Source organism: Rhizobium sp. rho-13.1, from assembly GCF_007000305.1.
Taxonomy (GTDB): Bacteria; Pseudomonadota; Alphaproteobacteria; order Rhizobiales; family Rhizobiaceae; genus Rhizobium; species Rhizobium rhododendri.
Map to the genome: position 1 here is coordinate 109,165 of NZ_SCFL01000002.1, position 20,038 is coordinate 129,202.

The following is a 20,038-nucleotide window of genomic DNA, read 5'->3' on the forward strand; positions in this document are numbered from 1 at the left end:
AGATGTAAATCAAATTGTCTGTTTTTTGGAAAAAAATGAATGGAATCAGCGAGAAATCAGATGATTATTCTGCCGGCTCAGGCGCGGGCGGGGAGATCACGATATTTCTGAAATTTCTTTTGCGCGAGCGTCATATTCGTTGCCTTAGTTGCGCAAATTTAGAGGCCGTTAACCTTTGCTGTCAGCACTTTTCATCCAGAAAAGCTTCTAAGTAGGAAAATTCAACCCTTTGATCGCATGCGATCCATGAATTTTCCAGCGATGTCGCGTGCGTTGCGCTTGAGAGAAAATGCGGGTCTCTTCAATCATGACGCGAAAGAATTCATTCGCTCGCCCATGGGCGAACGCGATTTCAGCCGCGCCAGCGACCGGATGACCAGAGTTCGGCAAGCGATGCGCGGTACTCGGGATGGCTGAAGTGGAAGCCCAGCGCCTTCAGCCGGCTATTCGATACACGCTTGTTCTCCCCATAGAAGGATCTCGCCATGGGGGATAGTTCGGCCGTCTCGAACGGTGTTTCCGGCGGCGGGGCAATGCCCATGAGCTTTGCCGCTTCCGCCACGATGTCCTGCGGTGGGGCGGGTTCGTCGTCGGTGACATTGAAGATGCCGCCAATGCCGCGATCTGCGAGGAAACGGCTGGCGGCGCCGATGTCTTCAACGCGAATGCGATTGAATACCTGGCCCGGTTTCACGAGCCTGCGTGCTGTACCCTTTTCGAGATTACAGAATGCGTTGCGGCCCGGACCATAGATACCGGAGAGCCGCAGCACGGCTGTCGGCACCCCGAGTTTGTCGCCGATGGACATCCATCCGTCCTCTGCGGCCACCCGCTCGACGGATCGGCCGGACACGGGCCTTATCGATGTATCCTCGTCGATCCATGCACCCTTGTGGTCACCATAGACGCCGACGGTCGAAAGGTAGCCGATCCATTGCAGCTCGGGCATCAGCGTCGCGATGCGCTCGCCCGCCAGCCGGATCAGTGGATCCCCCGCCTGCCCGGGCGCAATCGACTGCACGAGGTGGGTCGTCTTCCTCATTTCGTCGAGAAGGCGCGGTTCCAGCTTTTCGCCGTCGAACACCAGGCCCGAAATGCCTTGCCGTTCAAGGACCAAGCGCTTTTCCTCGGCGCGCGTCGTACCGACGACGGTGTTTTGCGGGCCCGAAAAGCTTTTGGCGATGGCTGTGCCGGAATAGCCGCAGCCGAAAATCATTGTGTGCATGACATCATCCTTGCAGCGCGCCACTCCTCGCGCACCTCTTCGTCGAGATCGTCCGGCCTTTCTGCCGCAAATAGCGCAAACTCGCCAGCCGTCATCAGTCGACCCAGGGCCCAGGCCGCCATGCCGCGCACGATGGGCGCGCTGTCGTCGGCAAGCCGCCGGCATGGCTCGATCAATGTCCCGTCGCGCGAATTGCCGGCAGCGATCAGAACGTTACGCGTAAACCTGTCGCGGCCGATGCGCTTGATGGGCGAGCCGCTGAAAAAGCTGCGGAAGCTTGCGTCGTCAAGGCCGAGCAGGAAGGCGATCGACGGCTCCCGCAGATCCTCCCGTGCCACCAGCTTCATCTCGGAGGCACTTGCTGCAAACTTGTTCCAGGGGCAGGCGGCAAGGCAATCGTCGCAGCCGTAGATGCGGTTGCCGATGAGCGGCCGCAGTTGTCTGTCGATCAGCCCCTTGTGCTCGATCGTTAGGTAGGAAATGCAGCGGCGCGCATCGAGTTGGTAGGGAGCTGGAAAGGCATCGGTGGGGCAAGCCGTAAGACAGGCGGTGCAGGAACCGCAATGATCGCTCTCCGGCTCGTCGCTGCCAAGGTCTGCCGTGGTGAACATCGACCCTAGAAACAGCCAGGAGCCATGCGTACGACTGACAAGGTTGGTGTGTTTTCCCTGCCAGCCCAGCCCGGCTGCTGCCGCCAGCGGCTTTTCCATGACCGGTGCGGTGTCGACGAAGACCTTGACGTCTTCCTTCGAGCGCGCCGCGAAACGGGTGGCAATCTCCTTCAGCCGCCCCTTGATGACATCGTGATAATCGCGGTTGCGGGCATAGACCGAAATCGCAGCCTTGTCCGGCTTGCCAAGGATGCCGCGTGGATCTTCGTCCGGCCCGTAGTTCAGCCCGAATACGACTACCGAGCGTACGTCTGACCAGAGGGCAGCCGGACTTGCCCGACGCTCCCGTGTCTCCGCCATCCAGTCCATCGTTCCGTGAAAACCCTCGTCGAGGTAGATGCCGAGCCGCGGGCCGGCCTCCTGAATGGAGTGCGGACCGGTAATCCGACAGAGATCGAAGCCCAGTCGCAGGGCTTCCTCCTGGAGGAATGTCTTCAGGCTCCGGCTTCGGGCCGCCGCCTTGTCGGGCCTTGTCGGCGGATTTTCGGTCGCCTCAGGCATGGCGCGCCCCGTTAGAAGTCCAGGTCGGTATAATGGGAGACCGGTGAAAGGCCGCGGACGCGCTCGGTGAGCAGGGGCCTGAAGGAAGGCCGCGATTTCAGGCGCTGGTACCAGTCCTTGACGATCGGCACCTCGGCCCAGGCGATCTCGCCCATGTAATCGAGCACGGAGATCGAAGACGCGGCCGCCAGGTCGGCGTAGCTCATCCGCTCGCCGGCCAGCCATTGGCGCGAACCGGCAAGCCAGGTCACGTATTTCAGATGCTGGCGAATATTGGCGCGGGCGGTGCGCATCATCTTCGAATCGGGAGCGCCGCCGCCCTGGGCAGCCGTCATCTGCAGTTTGTAGACCCGTTCGCGCGCGAGAGGCCGTGTGACGTCCTGCTCCATCTTCAGGAGGAACCATTCCGTCAGCCGGCGGATCTCGGCGCGCTGGAAAGGATCTTCGGCAAGCAGGCGCCGATCGCGTTTCAGCACACCATGCGTCTCGTCGAGATATTCCGAAATGACGGTAGCGCCGCACAATGCCCGCATGCTGTCGTCGACATAGACAGGCAGTGTCCCGGCCGGGTTGAGCGCCAGGAAATCATGACGCTTTTCCCAGGTCTGTTCTTCGATCAGATCGGCGTGGAACCCGTATTCCGACAGGATCAGTCGTACGAAGCGAGACGCGGATGACATGGAATGATGATAGAGAGTCGGCATGTAAACTCTGAACTATGGGATTGATGAAGGGCTTGGGCGTGGCTTGTCGTGTGGCTGCCCTAGTCATGACTTGTTTGTTGCAGCTATAGAAGTTTGGTCCCGGCAACACAAGCCAATCGGACCACCCGCCCTTTGACATAGGACACAAGATGGCTGAAGAAACTATCAAGGGCCGATAGGCGGCCCTATCGACAGCGCATCATATCGATAAAAACGGACCCCGTTTTTGCCCCCGCCCACCCCTCCAATCGAGCGAATCCCAACTGGAGACTATTCATGGACTACATCAATGCTGCGCTTCTTGGCATTATAGAGGGTATCACCGAGTTTCTGCCGATCTCGAGCACCGGCCACCTGATCATCGCCGAGCAATGGCTCGGCGCCCGGTCGGAACTTTTCAATATCGTCATCCAGGCTGGCGCCATTCTCGCCGTGACCTTCATCTACTGGCGCCGGTTGATGGATCTGGTGCTCGGCTGGCGGGATCCACGCAACCGATCCTATGCCGCCAAGCTGATCGTCGCGTTCCTGATCACTGCGGTGCTCGGGCTGATCGTCAAGAAGTTAGGCTTCGAATTGCCTGAAACAGTTACGCCAATCGCCTGGGCGCTGATCGTCGGCGGCATCTGGATGATCTTTGCCGAGTGGGCTGCAGCCCGTCGGCCACAATACAAGAGCATCACCTGGTATGTGGCGATCCTCGTCGGCATCGCCCAGATCGTCGCTGGCATCTTTCCCGGCACGTCGCGCTCGGGTGCAACGATCTTCGTTGCCATGCTCGCCGGTACCGGCAATCGTGCCGCCGCGACCGAATTCGCCTTCCTGGTCGGTATTCCGACGATGTATGCGGCCAGTGGCTATGAGTTGCTGAAGACATTCAAGGACGGCGGAGCGGCAGGCGAGGACTGGGGCGCTCTGGCGATTGCCTTCATCGTCTCGACGGTCGTTGCCTTCGTCGCCGTCAAGTGGTTGCTCTCCTATATCCAGAGCAACCGGTTCACGGTGTTTGCCGTGTATCGCATCATTCTCGGCGCGATCCTGCTCGGTCTGGTGGCAGGTGGCATCGTTCGCTGATCAAAGACTTCCAGCATTCGCGCCTGATGGCGCGGATGCGATAGGGCGATTGCTTTGATTTAGCTATTTCCGGGGGGTAGAAGTCAGGAAGCCGGTGGTCATGCGCCGGCTTCTTTTCGTTGTCAGTGGGCGATCGATGCGGAATCGATGGAGCCGGTGCTGCATGGATCGACGCCATAAGCAGGCGAGCACTCGCCCTTGAGTGCGGCAACACTGTTTGGTGCCATGAATGAACCGGCAACGATAACCAGAGCCGCACAGACGAAGAGAAGTGCGATTGACTTGCCCATCTAAAAATACCTTTCCGCAATGAATAGTGCGCGTTGAGACCCTTGGGGACGTCGTCCGTCGCGCGGTTTTGTTAATCAGTGGAATGGAAATTAGCAATAAAGGTTCCTGCTGAATTTCCCGTTAATTCGAGTATTCCGGCGCTGCGTCTTTTGGGCAACGCTGCGCGGTGGACAACCGCTCGAAAAGCCCGAAAGAGGCCGTTTTCCGGCCACAAACTAAAGACGCCGTCTGCGAAATCGCAAACGGCGTCGAGGGCATTTAAAATTTATTTTATGAACCTCAGGCCGCTTTGCCGGTTCCGGAGAATTGCCCGTGAGGGCGAAAGCGCACCAGATAGGAGGGGAGCACCGAGGTCAGCATGGTCGGGCGGATGCCCATTGCAGCCAATGTCCGGCCTTCAGCCTCTGCCTCCGGCGACACGATATTGTCGACCTTCAGCAGCGTCACCTGGTCTGGTGTAATCGGTGGCGTGATCAACGGTATCATCGAGGCGACGCTGCCGATCATCGAGGCGACGCCGAACGGGATCGACACCAGCGGCCGCTTGCGGTTGACGACCTTGAGGATAGTCTCGAGACATTCGCGGAAGCTCAGCACTTCGGGGCCGCCCAGCTCGTAGATCGTACCCGGTGTCAGCTTGCCATCGACCGCGCGGCCTACGGCCTCGGCAACATCCTCGACATAGACCGGCTGAAACTTCGTCTTACCGCCGCCGATAAGGGGCAGGGCAGGCGCCAGGCGCGACATATCGGCAAACTTGTTGAAGAAGCCGTCCTCCGGTCCGAAGACGATAGACGGCCGAAGAATGATTGAATCCGGCACGATCGACAGCACTGCGGCATCCGCCTTGCCCTTGGTACGGCCATAAGAAGAGGCTGAACCGCCGTTGGCTCCGATCGCCGAGATATGGGTAAGCTTGGCACCGACTGCGCGGGTGGCCTCGGCAATCGCCCGGCCGCCGAATTCCTGCACGGCGTCGAACGTATTCCGACCGCTCTCCGACAGGATGCCTACGCAGTTGACGACGAACTGCGCGCCTTCGACGGCGCGGTCGACAGAGTCGCGATAGCGCAGGTTGGCCTGTACGGCAGAAATTTGTCCGACATTGCCGGCAGTCAGCAGGAAGCCTGCAAGATCTGGACGCCTGACGGCGACACGGATGCGATAACCGCGTTTCGCCAACACCCGCACGACATGCCGCCCGACGAAACCGGACCCTCCGAACACGGTGACAAGCGGCGGCAGGTTGGACAGTGTCATGGCAAATTCCTCGAAAGGCTATGGTGCTGATCGCAAAGGTCTTAGCCGAATCGCCACGCGAGGTGAAGGGCCTGCCGTGCCATCAGCGCTGCTGTTTTCTACCCGATGTCGACGGCAAGGCACTCGACAAGGCTTGGTCACGCACGGGTGAGGCGCGAGAGGCTTCAGGTCGCCGTGAGCGCCAGCCATTCAGCGCCCGTATGCGGCCGCCACCGACACCGATCTTTGCCTAACCCGGCGATCCGACCGTGCTTATTCCAAAAGGCGGCAACTCTACGTTTCCGGTACCCGTTTCGACCGTCTGGACATAGGGCGTGAGATTTGCGATCCACAACAGCCTTTTGCCATCTGGAGCACTGACTTCAAGCCCCATGAGCTTGTCCGGTGCGCTTGAAATGCATTGGATCCAGCGACCGCCGAAGAGCGCCGCCAGGCCATGGACGACCCTGTGCAGCGGTCGCATGCCGCCTTCGGCAACAGGTTCGCCCCGGCCGGCGATCAGCCCGAATGGACCTGTCAGCGCCGAAAGGGTCAGGCACTCGAGCCCGGCTTCCACCACACGCGCCGCATAGCCAAGCGCGAAAGCCGCAGCAAAATCGGCATTGTGGCGCGGGTCGCTGTTGGCCATCGCCATCCGCGCGCCAGATGGATTATCCATCGTCCGGCTCCCATAGGGGTTCTGGCGCATGGGAATCGTAGAAGGGCCGATACGGTATGGTTTATTCCCATAGATCGCCCGGACCGACCGGGTGATGAAGGGCAGCGCTTCGAGCGTCTGCATGACGCTGAGATCGTCTGCGGCATGAACGATTGGATTGGTGCAATGCGTGATAAAGTCGAGTTGTTCGGCCGGTACCCGCTTGCGGTTGAGCTCTGTGAAATAGCTGAGCATGCCTCCGCCAAGACGGACTCCGGGAAACGCGGCGCGGGCAGCGCTGTAAACCGTCTCCAGCGGCGGGCAATCCGGCCACGGGCTTCCCGGAGGCGTCGACTGCCGGTCGATGGAGGGCGAGACGACGACGGCGTCTGGCGAAAAGCCGGCATCGCGCATCCATCCCGCAATCTCTGACAGCTCGTCTGACACGGCCGCACGGCAAGGAACCGCGATCTCCAGCGTAGTCCGGCCGTGGTGCAGGTTGATAATGTCGGCAAAGTCTGCAAACGCGCTTCTGCCGTGACCTGCCAGCGGATCGAAGTGGAACAGCAACTCCTGCGCGCCGACAGCATTGAGTTGCATGCCCGCCCCGAGCGTCGCAGCCGCTTCCTCGGGCGTCACGACCAGTCCGACGGCAGGCATTTTCCCGGACGCAGGGCCGGAAATCAGCCGGATGACTGCATCTGGTGATACGCTTTTTAACGGAGCCGTTTTTCTGAGATCCGTGATGGTCAGCACGACGCGCTGATGCACCGTCTCGCCGGCTGCGATCCGGTAGGGCCATGGCAGCGCAAGCGGCCGCACATAGGTCTTGTACGAGGCGTCCGACCAGTTGCGCTGGTCTTCCATCTCGAATGTGTCGCCTTCCATCCGGCATTCGGCGGTCACATCTGGCATCACCTCATGGCTGATGGCGCGCATTTCCAGGAAGGGTTGCCAGGGCTCGATGAGGTCGGGAAAGGTCGACGTCTCCATGCTGCCGTCGACATGGGTGACAGTCACCGGTCGACCGGCAAGGCCGACAATGGGATGGAGAATGCAGAAGCCGCAGCGGCAGGTCTCGAAGCCGCTCTTCGAGACAGCCTCGGCATCAAATCGTAGCTGTCCGCCGGCATCGGCTGAGATGGTCACGAGAATGCGGAGGTCGGCATCATCAGGACCATCGCATGTGGCTAAGTAGCTGACCGCAAAACCGTCCGTTTGCTGATCGATGACGAGGTTCTCGATACGGGGACCGTAGGTCCCCCAGTCGCGGTCGCGCACCAGGAAGGCGACGCCCCTGAGCACTTCTACGCCGTCGTAGCGGACTGTGCGAAGATTGCCGCCGGCCAGATCCACCGTCAGACGCCCGGCCAATAGGCGAACGGGCGGGGCATCACTCCGGTCAGTGCCGTAGAGGGCAAAGGCATCATCCTGCCTCCTGTCGCCGGTCATTTCAGCATCGCTCCGACATCGACGGTCCTGCCGGTGGCGGCGCTCTCATAGGCAGCTTCGACGAGCGCGAAAGTCTTCAGATTGTCGGCTCCCGAGGTCGAGGTCTCGCCGCCTGTCGCCAGTTGCTCGACCCAGTGCTGTTGGATGGCCAGCACGCTTTCCTGGATATTGTGCCAGGGCCGCGATGCCCAGGAGAGCAGGTTCGGCGAGACATCGCTGACCTCTGTGCCATCGGCGCCGGTGACTTCGAGCCGGTAGCCCTGCAAAAGCCTGAGAGAACCCGCGCTGCCGTCTATCTCGACCAGCGTTTCCGGGAACGGCTCGACTGACTGCTTCGTCGCATAGCTGACGTCGACGATCGAGGTAACGCCGCTTTCGTGGTCGAGCAGCATAGTGGCGACATCCTCCCCCCTGATCGCGGGATTGACGCGCTGCGTGCGCGCCGTCATCGCCTTGACGTCTCCCAGCAGGAAGCGGGCAATATCGAGCGTGTGGATGCCGAGATCCTCGATAATGAAACGCTCGCCTTCTGCCAGGTAGGGCTGCCCGGAAAAGACGTCATAGCCGGATCGAAACGAAAGTCGTCCCCAGAACGGCATGCCGATCACGCCCGAATCGAGCACCTTGCGCACCGCTTGGATAGGTGTCTGCCAGCGAAAGTTCTCGTGCACCATTAGCGGGACGCCGGCCCGTCCGCAGGCTGCGACCATAGCCTTGGCATCGTCGAGTGTTTTAGAAAACGGCTTCTGGCAGATCGCCGGCACCTTATGGCTTGCCGCCATCTCCACCAGCGCCCGGTGGCTGGACACGGTAGTGGCGATATCGACGAAATCGAAACCACCATCGGCAAACAGTGCCGCCGCATCACTATAGCGCCGCGAAATGCCAAACTGGTCACCGACAACTCGGAGCCGCTCCGGATCCCGGTCGCAGATGGCTACGATCCTAGCCCCCGCCACATCACCCCAGGCATGCATCTGGTTCACCGCAAAGAAGCCGCAACCGATCAGGGCACCGCGCAATTCCGTCATCTCTCAGCCCGCCTTTGCCATCTGCATCAGGGTCACCCGCTGCTGCAATTTCCGCTGTGCCTGGTCGACGACCACGGCGATGATAATCACCAGGCCCTTGATGACCATCTGCCAGAAGGACGAAACGCCCATCATCACCAGGCCGTCTGAAAGGATACCGATGACAAAGGCACCGACAATGGTGCCGCCAATCGTGCCCCGTCCGCCCGACATCGACGTCCCGCCCAGAACCGCCGCCGCAATCGCATTCAACTCGAAGCTCTCGCCGGTCGCCGGATGCGCCGCCATTAGCTCTGACGATATGACGATGCCGACGATAGCGGCGCAGAGGCCGGAAAACATGTAAACGAAGATCTTGACGAGATCGACCCGCACACCGGACATCCGGGCGGCGCGCTCGTTGCCGCCGACTGCAAAGATGTGGCGGCCGATGGGTGTCGAGCGGGCGACGTAGGCGGCAGCCAGTGCCAGAAAGATCAGGATCCAGATGGAGACGGGCAAGTCGAGAATGCGGCCGGCACCGAAAAAGTCGAAGCCGGTTGTCGCGTATTCAGGCCGGCCCGAGAGGTTTGGAAACGTCTGTCCATCCGACGACAGCAGCGCCAGGCCGCGGGCGACATAGAGAGTGCCGAGCGTGGCGATGAATGGCGCGACGTTCAGCTTGGTGATCAGCAATCCGTTGATCAGGCCGATTGCAATGCCGACGGCAAGCGTGATCAGCACGATCTCGAACAGGTTGAAATAGACGGTGTAGCCCATCGGCAGGTCGACGCCGTTGAGGATCAGCGCGCCCGCTACCATCCCGCAGAGCCCGACGATCGAGCCGACCGACAGGTCGATGCCACCGGTGATGATGACGAACGTCATCCCCATCGCCAGGAAGGCGTTGAGGGCCACATGCTTCGACATCAGGATCATGTTGGCGGTGGAGGTGAAATTCGGGGCCGCGAAGGCAAAGAAGATCAACACGGCAAACAGCGCGATGAAGGTGCGCAGTTTCATGATTGTCAGCAGAGCCGAGCCGCTCGAGCGCTTGACAGCCGGTGTAGAAGAGGAGGTGTCCGCTGTCATGATGCGAGTTCCCTTGTATGTCCGTGTCCCTTGGCCGAAGCGGCGATGATGGCCTCTTCCGTTGCGTCGTTACGATTGAAGATTGCCACCAGCTTGCCGTTGCTGAGCACTGCGATGCGGTCGGAAAGCGCCATGACCTCTTCGAGGTCGGAGGTCGAAAACAGGATGGCCAGCCCTTCGCCAGCCAGCCGCCGCATGGTGCGGAAGACGTCCGCCTTGGCGCCGACATCGATGCCGCGGCTGGGCTCGTCCATCAGCAGCACTTTCGGGTTCGTCATCAGCGCCTTGCCGATCACCACCTTCTGCTGGTTCCCGCCTGACATCGAGGTCACCTCGAAATCCGGATTGGGTGCCTTTATCGAAAGCTCCCGGATGCTTTCGCGGATCGCCTGCTTCTCTGCACTGGCATTGATATGGAAGAATTTTGAGAAACGCCCGAGGCTTGCCAGTGTCAGGTTGCTGGCTATCGACAGTATCTGGACCAGGCCCTCGCGCTGCCGGTCCTCCGGGATCAGCGCCAGTCCGCGCCGGATACGTCGCGTGGTGTCGCGCTCGCGCACTTCGTTGCCATCAATATGGATCCTGCCGGTCGATTGCGGGTGGCGCCCCATGATGCATTCGAAGAACTCGCTGCGGCCGGCCCCCATCAGCCCGTAGATGCCAAGAATTTCGCCGGCCTGGACGCTGAGCGAAACATTGTCGACGGCAAGTCCGCCGGTGGCGCGTGGCATGGTGATGCCATCGGCGCGAAACATCTCCTTGCCCATCGCGTGGCCATCGGCTTTGGCAAAGTCCTTTGCGTCCGAACCGATCATCGACCGGACGATCCATTTGGTGTCGATGTCCTTCACCATCGCCTGGCCGGTAATCTGGCCGTCGCGCAGCACGGTGATGTAATCGCCGATGCGCATCAGTTCTTCCAGCCGATGAGAGATATAGACGATGGCCACGCCCTCTGCCTTCAGTTCGGCGATGACCTTGAACAGGATATCGACTTCAGCCGCAGACAGCGCCGAGGTTGGCTCATCCATGATCAGGATGCGGGCATTGAGCGAGATCGCCTTGGCGATTTCCACCAGTTGCTGCTGGCCGATCGGCAGGTCCTCGACCATCGTTTCCGCATCGATCCCGGCATCCAGCTTCTTGAGGTACTGGTTGGCCTTGGCGACCTGCGCCTTGTGGTCGATGCCGAAGATGCCGCGGGTGATCTCGCGCGTGGCAAAGATGTTCTCGGCGACCGTGAGGTTGGCAAAAAGATTGAGTTCCTGGAAGATCATCCCGATGCCGTTCGCCTGGGCATCGGCCGGACTGTCGAAATGGATCGCCTTGCCGTCCAGGATGATGCGGCCGATGGTCGGCTTCTCGACGCCGGCGATGATCTTCATCAGCGTCGATTTGCCGGCGCCGTTCTCTCCAACCAGCACATTAACCGCGCCGCGCCTGAGTTCCAGATTGGCGCGCTTGACGGCAACGATGCCGGAATAGACCTTCGTCACATCGTCAAGCCGCAGGATGATATCGTCCGGGGTGAGCGCTTCCATGCTATTGGCCGATAGCAAGTGTTGCGGGTGTCACCAGCGGTAGCTGGCCAGATGTCGGCAGCGGGAAGGCGCCGGTGACCTTCACGGTCTTGCCGGGTAGAGCATCGCGCGGCAGCGCCGAGAGAACGGTAGCATTGACCTTTTCATTGAACGACTTGCCGAACTGCGCCCATTCGATCTGGTTCTTGAACTCGTTGAAATTAACGATGTCGAGACTGTCGCGCAGCGCGGTGCCGCGGATGGCCGGGCCGATCTGCACCTTGATATCCGCCTTGCCGTCGCCATCGATGTCGACATCGATCGTGGCTGCCCGAGATGTGGTTTCGGCCGCGCTGATCTTGCCTTCGAACTTGACCACGTAGGTCCAGGGCGCATTGCCTTCCTTCTCGCGGTGACCGAACTTGGCACCGGCGTCGTCCGGGTTGGCGGCAATAAGTGTCATCACCTGCCTGAAGTCGCCGGCTCGCTTTTCGATGGAGGGCAGGGCCTTGCTCTGCCAGATCGCCTCGACCCTGTCGCCAGGATTGAAGTCGGTCTTCGCAGCTTCGGCAGCTTTTTCAGCGGCTGTCTGCGTCTTGACGATCTTGCAGCCCGGCAAGGCTGCCGCAGCCAGCATCGCCATCAGCAACGCGCCCTTGATCCTCACCATTGGCATGCACTCCGCCCGTATCAAATACCGTCTATCGAGGTGACGGAGAGCGGATCTTGTCGCTCTCCGTCGATGTCAGTCCTGTGAGATCAGTTTTTCAGGGCGAAGGTTTCGAGCTTGTCGGCGTTCGCGGCGTTGATCAGCACGCAATCCATCAGCTGCTTTTCTTCCTTCGGCGCGGTCTTGTCCTTGATGTAGGCCGCTGCCTGGTCGACCGCCATCTGAGCCTGCGCATAGGCTGGCTGCATGACCGTAGCCTTGATGCCGCCCGCCTTGATCGAATCGCGGACGTCATTGGAGCCGTCGAAGCCGACGACGATGACATCCTTGCGGCCGGCAGCCTGCAGCGCTGCAATCGCGCCCATGGCCATGGTGTCGTTGCCGGCGATGACGCCCTGGATCTTCGGATTGGCCTGCAGGATGGTTTCCATCTTGGAATAACCTTCCGTCTGGCTCCAGTTGGCCGACTGCTGGGCGACCATCTTCATGTCAGGATAGTCATCGATGACGTCGTGATAGCCCTTGGAGCGGATGCCGGCGTTGAGATCGGCTTCCCGTCCGAGCAATTCGACATAGCTGCCCTTTTCGCCCATCAGCTTGACGAACTCCTCAGCGCCGAGTTGTGCGCCCTGGTAGTTGTTCGAGACAATCTGCGAGACGGCGATGCCGGTGGCATTGATCTCGCGGTCGATGAGAAAGGAGGGGATACCGGCGTCCTTGGCCTTCTTGACGGCAGCGATCGAGGCTTCGGAGCCGGCATTGTCGAGGATGATCGCCTTGGCGCCGCGGCCGATGGCTGTATCGATCAGCTGCGACTGCTTGTTGGCGTCGTCGTCGTGGCTGAGCACCAGTGTGTCGAAGCCGAGCTCCTTGGCGCGGGCTTCGGCGCCGACCGACTCTGCCTTGAAGAACGGATTGTCGAAGGCCGGCGTGATGATGGCGATGAGGTCTGCCGAAAACGCGGGTAAGGCTGTGCCGAGTGCCAGAGCGCCGGCAAAGGCCGCGATGGTGAGCTTGCGTGTCAGTTTCATGATTATCCTCCCAGATGTGAAAATCAGCCCCGTTTCCCGGACAGGGCTGTCGAAGAAGGGAGAGCGGGTGCTCTCCCTGGTATCAGGTGATGCGCTGAATGCTGTCAGCGATCTCCTTGGGTTCGAAAACCTTCTTCCAGTCGTCGCGCATCAGCGCCGGAATGCCGAACTCGATGGCCTTGTTGCAGGCATCGGAGAACACGCCATGCACTTCGCCGAAGATCACGGCGCCGAGCACGTTGAGGTGGCCGAGCAGGAAGTCGCGGGCCGCTTCTTCCGGAACGCCGCGTTTGACGCACTCGTCCATCGCCTGCTTCATGACGACGAGCAGCGAAGCTGCCACCGTTTCCGACAGGCCCGGCTCCAGCATTGCCATCTGGTCGACGGTGACGCGGTGCGAGCGCATGACGGGCGCCCAGATCGTCTTGGCGATTTCCTCGCCGAGGCCATAGGCTTCGTCCGGGCCCTGCATCAGCGCCGACACGATGTGCTGCTTGGCGAACAGGCCGCCGAAGTGATCCTTCTTCGCCTGCATCTCCGTCTCGTCGTTGAAGATCGGCGGATGGCAGGGGTGGGTGACGAAATAGGTGAGATCCGGCCGCTCGGGGAAGTGACCGGCGAAAGGCGCTGCAGCGTCGAGCGCAACCACCATCGTACCAGGCTTCAGCTTGTCTGCGATGCCGGCGGCAACCTTGCCAATATGCGTGTCCGGAACCGCCAGGATGACAACATCGGCGCCATCGAGGGCCGCGTCGACATCAAGGCAGGTGAGGCCGAGATCATCCTTCAGCCGCGCCTTGCCGGCGTCGCTGATCTCGACATGACGCACGTCGAACCGCGAACCTTTGAGATTTTTGGCCAGCCGATAACCCATTTTGCCGCCGGCGCCGAAGAGTGCAATCGAAGTCATGTTTTTCACCCAATCTGTTTGGTGAGGCGACTATATCTAACTGGTATAATGAGTCAATGAGTATATCAGTAAGTGGGTGATCTGGCGGCAATCAGGCCGCGAGCCCATCGCGGATTTGGGCGAAGTAACCGTCAGAACCAACCTGGCCGCCCTTGAGCGCGATCTGCAGGCCGTTTGTCGCGGTGTCGTTTCCATGCGCCACACATAGCGGAGACCCCGGGGTCTGCGGCAGAGGAAGCAGCGTCGTCAGCGCGTCCACATGTAGCTCCTTCAGCGCGTGGCTCGACGTGTCGCCTCCGGCGATCACGGCCCGACCGAGTTTTTCCTCGGCGACCAGCTGATGCAGGATGCCGCCCAGGATGCGTCCGAGCCGATGGCGGCTTCCGGCAATCCGGTCGATATCGCCGCCACGATCGGCCGATGGTCCGAGGGCGGTGTTGAGAATGACACTGTGGCCGCTCTTCAGGCTGGCGAGACCGCTCTGTACCGCGCGCTCGATGGCAGAACTGCCACCTTCGCCGAGCAATTCCAGTGGGTCCAGGTCGATCCCATCAAAGCCGTTGGCCGTTGCATGGCGGATTTGCCGCTCCGTCGTCGGAGAAACGCTACCGGAGACGACTGCGAGCCGGTCAGCTTTGCCGGGAAGCGGAAAGACGCTCGTCCCTGTCGTCAGACCCGTCTTTTTCCAGGCGGCGAGCAACGCGTATTCGATGCCCGAGGAACCGGCGACGAACCAGCCTCCGTCCCTTTTGATCCGCCAAAGCTGGTTCCCGGCCTGCGCCTGGCTCTCGGCGCTGTCGACGTCGAACAGCAGCATGCCGCTGCAATCGCTGGCGAGCGTATCGATCCGGCGGTCGGCATCGACCGACGATAGCACTGCAAGATCGGCTAGCGCTGTTGAAAGCTTCGTTTGAGCCTTGAGATGAATCCGGAGATCAGCCTCCCGCATCGGCGTCACCGGATGCCGGCTCATGACAGGATGGCGGTCTATGCGGAACACCTCGCCTTGGTAGGCGGCAAACAGGTTGCCGAACGCGGTAAACCGCTTCAACTGCGGTGCGCCGACGACAAGGGGAACGAAGGGCTGATCGAAGACTGATTTGCCGATTTCGACCGCCCTGCCAATGTTGCCGACTTCGGGGCTGGAATCGAAGGTCGAGCAGACCTTGTAATGGCAGATGGCGGCATCGAGGCTTTTTAGCCACCTGAATGCAGGCGTCAGATGAGCCTCCATCCAATCCGGCGTCTCGCTGCGGCTGGTGCCGGCTAGGCCGATGGCACGGCAATAACTGAATCGGGAAAGCAGCGCCTCATCGGGCTGGTCCATGAACAGCACCGTATCGACGCCGTTGGAAGCCAGCGCTTCCATGACGTCGGTCGAACCTGTCAGGTCGTCGCCATAGTAGGAGAGCAGCAGATCGCTTCGAGCAGGCACGGTCATTCCCCTTCGCCCCCGAATTTCTTCAGCGAGGCGGCAAGTTCCGGATGGCCCGTGGCATAGGTCGCAAGCGGGATATCGCGGACTGCTGCCTGCCATGCCTGCTGAACGGCCCGCACGCCGGCCGCCGGGCCGCCGGGGTGGCTGACGATTCCGCCGCCGCAAAGATACATGAGGTCAGTGGTGCGCCCAGTGCGCTGATAGGTTTCAGGCGCCTGGCCACCCCACTGGCCGGAGCCGGCGACGGGAAGCGCGCAATCGACCTCTGAAAACATCGGCGTGGTCACGGCCGCAAAGGATTCGACGAAGCTCTCGTCCGGCTCCCAGTATTTGACCTTGATGCCGTTGATCTGGAACTGGTCGACGCCGAGCAGCCGCCAGAATTTCTGCCACACCTTGAAATCCAGGCCGATGCCCGGGTGGCGGGTCAGCACGTCCCAGCCGTTGCGATGGGCGTGTAGCACGAGGCCGGAGCGCTTGCGCAGGAACAGCATGCCGCCCATGCCGATCGAATTGATGTTGATGACGGCGCAATTGCCCCCGGCTTCAAGAACCATGTCGTGATTGCGCATCATCTCGTCAGGGTCGGTGTGCGAGATGCCAAAGGCGTACATCACTTTCTTGCCGGTCTTCTGCTCGTGATCGAGGATTAGCGGCATGATGGCCGCGACCCGCTCCTTCAGCGGCGAGTAGGCCGGGCTCATCAGCTTCTCGTCGTCCTTGATGAAGTCGACGCCGGATTCGATCAGCTCGCCGACCAGGGCTGCGGTCTCCATCGGACGAAGGCCCAGCGCCGGCTTGACGATGGTGCCGATGATCGGCCTGTCGTAAACGCCGGTGAGCCGGCGGCTGCCGGCCACGCCGAACTGCGGGCCGGGATAGGCATCCCGATAGGGCTCCGGCAGATCGACATCGACGACCCGCAGGCCGGTCATCCCGCGTATCGAAAAGATGCCGCCGATGGCAATGGTCATCAGCGCCGAGAGGTCGGTGCCAACAGCGTCCAGCGGAAATGCGATGTCGACATCGGCGCGGCGGATCGGGCCATGTCCGGCAGCCGCTTCCGGCCAGCTAGGAAACGCGGCATCCTCGAGCGGCCGGATGGCCAGCACCCTGGCGGCAACGCGCGCCTTCAGCTCGTCGGTTTCGCCGGGAACAGCAACAAACGTGCCTGTCGATTGGTCGCTGGCGATTTTTTCCGCCATGGCTTCGATGCTGCCCGGCGTTTCGATGCGGTAGGTGACTTTTATCTGCATGAAATCTCGGTTGCTCCTCTCGCCAATCCCGGAAAAGACTGACGTCAACTACTCAACTGGTATAATGAGTATTCCATTGAGGCAATAGAAACTTTTGTGAGCGGTCGGGATGAACGGCTATGCATTCCGCGATTGACGTTTTCCCAAACGATGGGAAATGTGCATAAGGGAGGGTCTTGATGAGCCGGAAAGAATCCATGGACCAACCGAACGAACCCATCGTCCGCCGCAAGCTGTCCGACGAGGTCTTTGCCCGTCTGGAAAGGATGATCACCAGTGGTGAACTGGCACCCGGCGACGAAATGCCGTCGGAGCGCGATCTAATGGAGCGCTTTGGCGTCGGCCGGCCGGCTATCCGCGAGGCCATGCAGTCGCTGGCGAGCATGGGACTTGTGGTGATCTCGCACGGCGAACGGGCCCGCGTGCTGCAATTGACGGCAAAGACGATCTTCAAGCAGGTGGACCTGACCGCCAAGATCATGCTGTCGCAATCATCCGCGACGCTCGAATATCTGAAAAGCGCCCGCATCTTCTTCGAGCGCGGAATGGCTCGCCAGGCCGCGACCGAGGCGACGCCGGAGGATATTGCCGATCTTCAGGCCATTATCGATCGCCAGCGCGCCAGCCTCGGCAATGCCGATGCCTTCATCGCGGCCGATATGGAGTTTCATACGCGGATCGCCCGCATCTCGGCCAATCCGATCTTCGTGGCTGTGAGCGAGGCCATGCTCGCCTGGCTGAAGGAATATCACACCGACATGCTGATCTGGACCGGCAAGGAGAAATTCACCCTCGTCGAGCACGAGGAAATCCTCCAATGTCTTGCCGCCAACGATGCCGACGCGGCCGAAACCTCGGTGCTGAAGCATCTGGAGCGGTCGCGTGGCCTCTATCTGAACAACGGCCAGCGCGATGCGCCGGACCATCGGTAACCGCAAAGTCTCGATGTTCTTTGCCGCGCAATCAATTCGTCAGATTCCGAGGCTACGCCTTTTCGCCCAAACCTTGGCTGGCTAAACGCCTTCGACCACGACCATCTCTGCGGTGGCAATTTCCTGGCGGATCTTGGCTGCGACCTGATACTCCGGTGAGTTGTAGCAATCGACCGCGTGCTGCAGTGATGGAAATTCGATGACCACGTTGCGACCGCGTGCCGTCCCCTCCAGTTCGACGAATTTTCCGCCGCGCGCTATGAAATTCGCCTCGTAGCGCTCAAACGCCGGCTTTGCGGCCGCAATGTATTCGCCGTAGCGCTCCGGTGTGTGGACGTCGACGCGTGCGATCCAGTATCCCTTGGCCATGGTTTTCCTCCTCGTTGAAATCTCAGTGGTTGGCGGGCCAGAGCGCCGTCAGCATCTCGTCGAGAATGGCGCGGGCCGCAGCCTTCGGATCGGGCGCCTTGACGATTGGCCGGCCGACGACGAGATGGCTGGAGCCGGCGCGTATCGCATCGGCGGGCGTCATCACCCGCTTCTGGTCGCCGGCGTCGCTGCCTATGGGGCGAATGCCAGGGGTTACCAGCGCCATGTCCGGTCCGATGATGGCGCGAACTGCAGTGGATTCCTCGGCCGAGCAGACAATACCGCCCATGCCGGCATCACGGGCCTGTTCGGCGCGCCGCATCACCAGCGCATGCGGATTGGACGAATAGCCGGCCTCCAGCATGTCGTCGCCATCCATCGAGGTCAGGACGGTGACGCCGAGCAGGCAGAGGCCCGAGCCTTCCGCAGCCTTGACAGCAGCCCGCATTGCCTTCGGGTAGGCGTGCAGCGTCAACATCGACATGCCCATTTTGGCGATGTTCTCGACGCCGGATGCAACGGTGTTGTCGATGTCGAGCAGCTTCATGTCGAGAAAGATCTTCTTGCCGCTCTGTGCGAGCTCGCGCGCAAACTCAAGGCCGCCGGCAAACACCAGCTGGTAGCCGATCTTGTAGAACAGGATGTCGTCGCCGAGCGTCGAGACCAGCGCCTCGGCCTCTTTCAGGTTCGGTACATCCAGGCCGACGATCAGCCGGTCGCGTGCTGTTTCTGTCGTCATCGTCCAACCCATCCCTGCCAGTCTTCCATTGGCGTCCAGTCGCATGCGACAGACCCGTTCGCAAGATCGAAGGCGAAAAGATTACCTCCACCTGCCGGCTGGTCGCCGTCACGGCCGATTGCCCGGCCCATCAGATGGCACTTCAGCAGGGTTCCCACCCCGCCATGGCCGACGAACGCAATCGGCGTGCTGGGATCGTGAGCGTCAAGCACCGCATCAACTGCCCCGACAATCCTTGCCTGCGCATCGGTAGCCCGTTCCCAGCCGCGAAAACTCTCATCCGGATGGGCGAAGAACCAGTCGGCCGCTTCCTCGAAAGCCATTGGTGGCAGGAACCCGGTGGCAGACCGGTCGTTTTCGTGCATGCCGCCAACGATCTCGACCGTAAGACCGGCCGCGGTTGCCAGCAGGTTTGCGGTTTCGATGGCCTTGGTTTCATCGCTGGACACAATGCGCCCGAGCGTTGCTGCCCACGGTTGGGCGGCCGCTTGCCCGGTGCGCGCACGACCGAGATCCGAAAGTCCCCATTGCGGCACCGGAACATCGGGGTCGATCTGCACCTGCGGATGCGTAATGTAGAGACCAAACATCTGACGCTCCCGGGATCAGCCGCGGCTGTAGATCCAGAGCTGCGCCGGCGGAATATTTCGGACGATGAAATCGAAATGCTTGATGTGGTAGCGGTCGGGCCGGGCTATGATCGGCGAGACGGCACCATAGGAGATTTGTACCACCGGTCGGCCCGGCGGCATTCGGTCGAGCAGGCTCTCCAGTAGCGCAACGCGCGCCTGCATCGGGAAATTCAGCAACGGGATACCGGAAACGACGCAATCGAACGTCTGTCCGTTGAGCACTCCGAGCGTCTTGTCGAGATCGAAAGCGTCGCCGTTGATGAAATGCACGCCGGCGTAGCGCTTGACCAGATGGTTGAAGAAGTCGGTCGAGTACTCGATCGCGATCAGCTTCTCGGGTTCAATGCCGCGCGCGAGAATTGCCTTGGTGATGGCACCGGTTCCAGGTCCTAGTTCTAGAACGGGCAGACCGGAGTGCGGATTGATGACGCTTGCCATCTTGCGGGCGGTGATCGTCGAGGTCGGGGCGATCGAGCCGACGGTTCGCGGCCCCTGCATCATTCCCTTGAAGAAACGGATTTCCTCGTCGAATTTCTTTCCCAGACGTTCCTTCAGGCGTAGCGCCATAGGTATTCTCCACGAGCATTTAAAAGCGGAGAGGGGCACTCTGCCCGCCTCGATCTC

The 20,038-nt window shown here is 60.9% G+C and carries 21 protein-coding genes; 3 read left to right on the top strand and 18 right to left on the bottom strand.

The genetic code is table 11. From position 1 onward, the window contains the following. Positions 1-352 precede the first annotated feature (352 nt). The 3 genes from EQW76_RS07020 to EQW76_RS07030 are packed head-to-tail and all read right to left on the bottom strand — an operon-like array spanning position 353 to position 3,101. Entirely contained in the window at positions 353-1,225 is an 873-nt protein-coding gene (locus EQW76_RS07020) for an SDR family oxidoreductase (RefSeq protein WP_142823719.1), read from the bottom strand. Then, on the bottom strand, positions 1,213-2,397 hold the full coding sequence (gene queG / locus EQW76_RS07025) for a tRNA epoxyqueuosine(34) reductase QueG (RefSeq protein WP_142823720.1): 1,185 nt from the start codon (positions 2,395-2,397) through the stop codon (positions 1,213-1,215). The genes EQW76_RS07020 and queG overlap by 13 nt, the downstream gene beginning before the upstream one ends. An 11-nt stretch (positions 2,398-2,408) precedes the next feature. Next, complete coding sequence (locus EQW76_RS07030) at positions 2,409-3,101, bottom strand: glutathione S-transferase family protein (RefSeq protein ID WP_111216170.1); 693 nt, start codon at positions 3,099-3,101, stop codon at positions 2,409-2,411. Positions 3,102-3,377: 276 nt separating this feature from the next. On the opposite strand from EQW76_RS07030, the gene EQW76_RS07035 reads away from it, so the two are divergent. Beyond that, positions 3,378-4,175, top strand: a complete 798-nt coding sequence (locus EQW76_RS07035; RefSeq protein ID WP_111216172.1) for an undecaprenyl-diphosphate phosphatase — start codon at positions 3,378-3,380, stop codon at positions 4,173-4,175. A 122-nt stretch (positions 4,176-4,297) separates the two neighbouring features. Here EQW76_RS07035 and EQW76_RS29325 read toward each other — a convergent pair whose 3' ends face one another. Both EQW76_RS29325 and EQW76_RS07040 read right to left on the bottom strand, forming a co-directional pair. Next, entirely contained in the window at positions 4,298-4,465 is a 168-nt protein-coding gene (locus EQW76_RS29325) for a hypothetical protein (protein WP_162854759.1), read from the bottom strand. Positions 4,466-4,745: 280 nt separating this feature from the next. Beyond that, positions 4,746-5,726, bottom strand: coding sequence for a complex I NDUFA9 subunit family protein (locus EQW76_RS07040; protein ID WP_142823721.1), 981 nt, complete (start codon positions 5,724-5,726; stop codon positions 4,746-4,748). 20 nt (positions 5,727-5,746) lie between these two features. Between EQW76_RS07040 and EQW76_RS07045 the strand changes: the two genes are divergently transcribed. Further along, the gene (locus EQW76_RS07045; RefSeq protein WP_142823722.1) at positions 5,747-5,959 is read left to right on the top strand and encodes a hypothetical protein; all 213 of its coding nucleotides are present in this window, start codon (positions 5,747-5,749) and stop codon (positions 5,957-5,959) included. Here EQW76_RS07045 and EQW76_RS07050 read toward each other — a convergent pair. The 9 genes from EQW76_RS07050 to oiaX all read right to left on the bottom strand — a co-directional run bounded on the left by EQW76_RS07050 (position 5,956) and on the right by oiaX (position 16,742). Continuing rightward, positions 5,956-7,815 carry a hypothetical protein gene (locus EQW76_RS07050; protein ID WP_142823723.1) on the bottom strand — a complete coding sequence of 620 codons (1,860 nt, stop codon included), beginning with the start codon at positions 7,813-7,815 and terminating at the stop codon, positions 5,956-5,958. The genes EQW76_RS07045 and EQW76_RS07050 overlap by 4 nt on opposite strands. After that, positions 7,812-8,846 carry a Gfo/Idh/MocA family oxidoreductase gene (locus EQW76_RS07055; protein WP_142823724.1) on the bottom strand — a complete coding sequence of 345 codons (1,035 nt, stop codon included), beginning with the start codon at positions 8,844-8,846 and terminating at the stop codon, positions 7,812-7,814. The genes EQW76_RS07050 and EQW76_RS07055 overlap by 4 nt, the downstream gene beginning before the upstream one ends. Before the next feature lie 3 nt (positions 8,847-8,849). Further along, positions 8,850-9,917: an ABC transporter permease gene (locus tag EQW76_RS07060; protein ID WP_142823725.1), complete on the bottom strand. Its 1,068-nt coding sequence runs from the start codon at positions 9,915-9,917 to the stop codon at positions 8,850-8,852. Then, positions 9,914-11,458, bottom strand: a complete 1,545-nt coding sequence (locus EQW76_RS07065; protein WP_142823726.1) for a sugar ABC transporter ATP-binding protein — start codon at positions 11,456-11,458, stop codon at positions 9,914-9,916. The genes EQW76_RS07060 and EQW76_RS07065 overlap by 4 nt, the downstream gene beginning before the upstream one ends. 1 nt (position 11,459) lies before the next feature. Further along, positions 11,460-12,107 (bottom strand): DUF2291 domain-containing protein, encoded by a 648-nt coding sequence (locus tag EQW76_RS07070; RefSeq protein WP_142823727.1) that lies wholly within the window; start codon positions 12,105-12,107, stop codon positions 11,460-11,462. Between the two features lie 89 nt (positions 12,108-12,196). Continuing rightward, positions 12,197-13,138 (bottom strand): D-ribose ABC transporter substrate-binding protein, encoded by a 942-nt coding sequence (locus EQW76_RS07075; protein ID WP_142823728.1) that lies wholly within the window; start codon positions 13,136-13,138, stop codon positions 12,197-12,199. Between the two features lie 82 nt (positions 13,139-13,220). Next, positions 13,221-14,048 (bottom strand): phosphogluconate dehydrogenase C-terminal domain-containing protein, encoded by an 828-nt coding sequence (locus tag EQW76_RS07080; protein WP_142823729.1) that lies wholly within the window; start codon positions 14,046-14,048, stop codon positions 13,221-13,223. A 91-nt stretch (positions 14,049-14,139) separates the two neighbouring features. Continuing rightward, positions 14,140-15,483, bottom strand: a complete 1,344-nt coding sequence (locus tag EQW76_RS07085) for a four-carbon acid sugar kinase family protein (RefSeq protein WP_224129195.1) — start codon at positions 15,481-15,483, stop codon at positions 14,140-14,142. 2 nt (positions 15,484-15,485) lie between these two features. After that, a complete protein-coding gene (gene oiaX / locus EQW76_RS07090; RefSeq protein WP_142823731.1) occupies positions 15,486-16,742 on the bottom strand; it encodes a 3-oxo-isoapionate-4-phosphate decarboxylase OiaX in 1,257 nt (418 codons plus the stop codon). A 197-nt stretch (positions 16,743-16,939) separates the two neighbouring features. On the opposite strand from oiaX, the gene EQW76_RS07095 reads away from it, so the two are divergent. Beyond that, the gene (locus EQW76_RS07095) at positions 16,940-17,674 is read left to right on the top strand and encodes a transcriptional regulator NanR (protein WP_142824431.1); all 735 of its coding nucleotides are present in this window, start codon (positions 16,940-16,942) and stop codon (positions 17,672-17,674) included. A gap of 81 nt (positions 17,675-17,755) precedes the next feature. Here the strand turns inward: EQW76_RS07095 and EQW76_RS07100 are convergent, their stop codons facing one another. From EQW76_RS07100 to pmtA, 4 genes are read right to left on the bottom strand one after another with little or no spacing between them, the layout of a single operon-like run. After that, the gene (locus EQW76_RS07100; protein WP_142823732.1) at positions 17,756-18,043 is read right to left on the bottom strand and encodes a DUF1330 domain-containing protein; all 288 of its coding nucleotides are present in this window, start codon (positions 18,041-18,043) and stop codon (positions 17,756-17,758) included. A 22-nt stretch (positions 18,044-18,065) separates the two neighbouring features. Further along, positions 18,066-18,782, bottom strand: coding sequence for an orotidine-5'-phosphate decarboxylase (pyrF, locus tag EQW76_RS07105; RefSeq protein WP_142823733.1), 717 nt, complete (start codon positions 18,780-18,782; stop codon positions 18,066-18,068). Then, positions 18,779-19,372: a histidine phosphatase family protein gene (locus tag EQW76_RS07110; protein ID WP_142823734.1), complete on the bottom strand. Its 594-nt coding sequence runs from the start codon at positions 19,370-19,372 to the stop codon at positions 18,779-18,781. The genes pyrF and EQW76_RS07110 overlap by 4 nt, the downstream gene beginning before the upstream one ends. A 15-nt stretch (positions 19,373-19,387) precedes the next feature. Further along, positions 19,388-19,981: a phospholipid N-methyltransferase PmtA gene (gene pmtA, locus EQW76_RS07115; RefSeq protein ID WP_111216194.1), complete on the bottom strand. Its 594-nt coding sequence runs from the start codon at positions 19,979-19,981 to the stop codon at positions 19,388-19,390. Between the last annotated feature and the right edge of the window lie 57 nt (positions 19,982-20,038).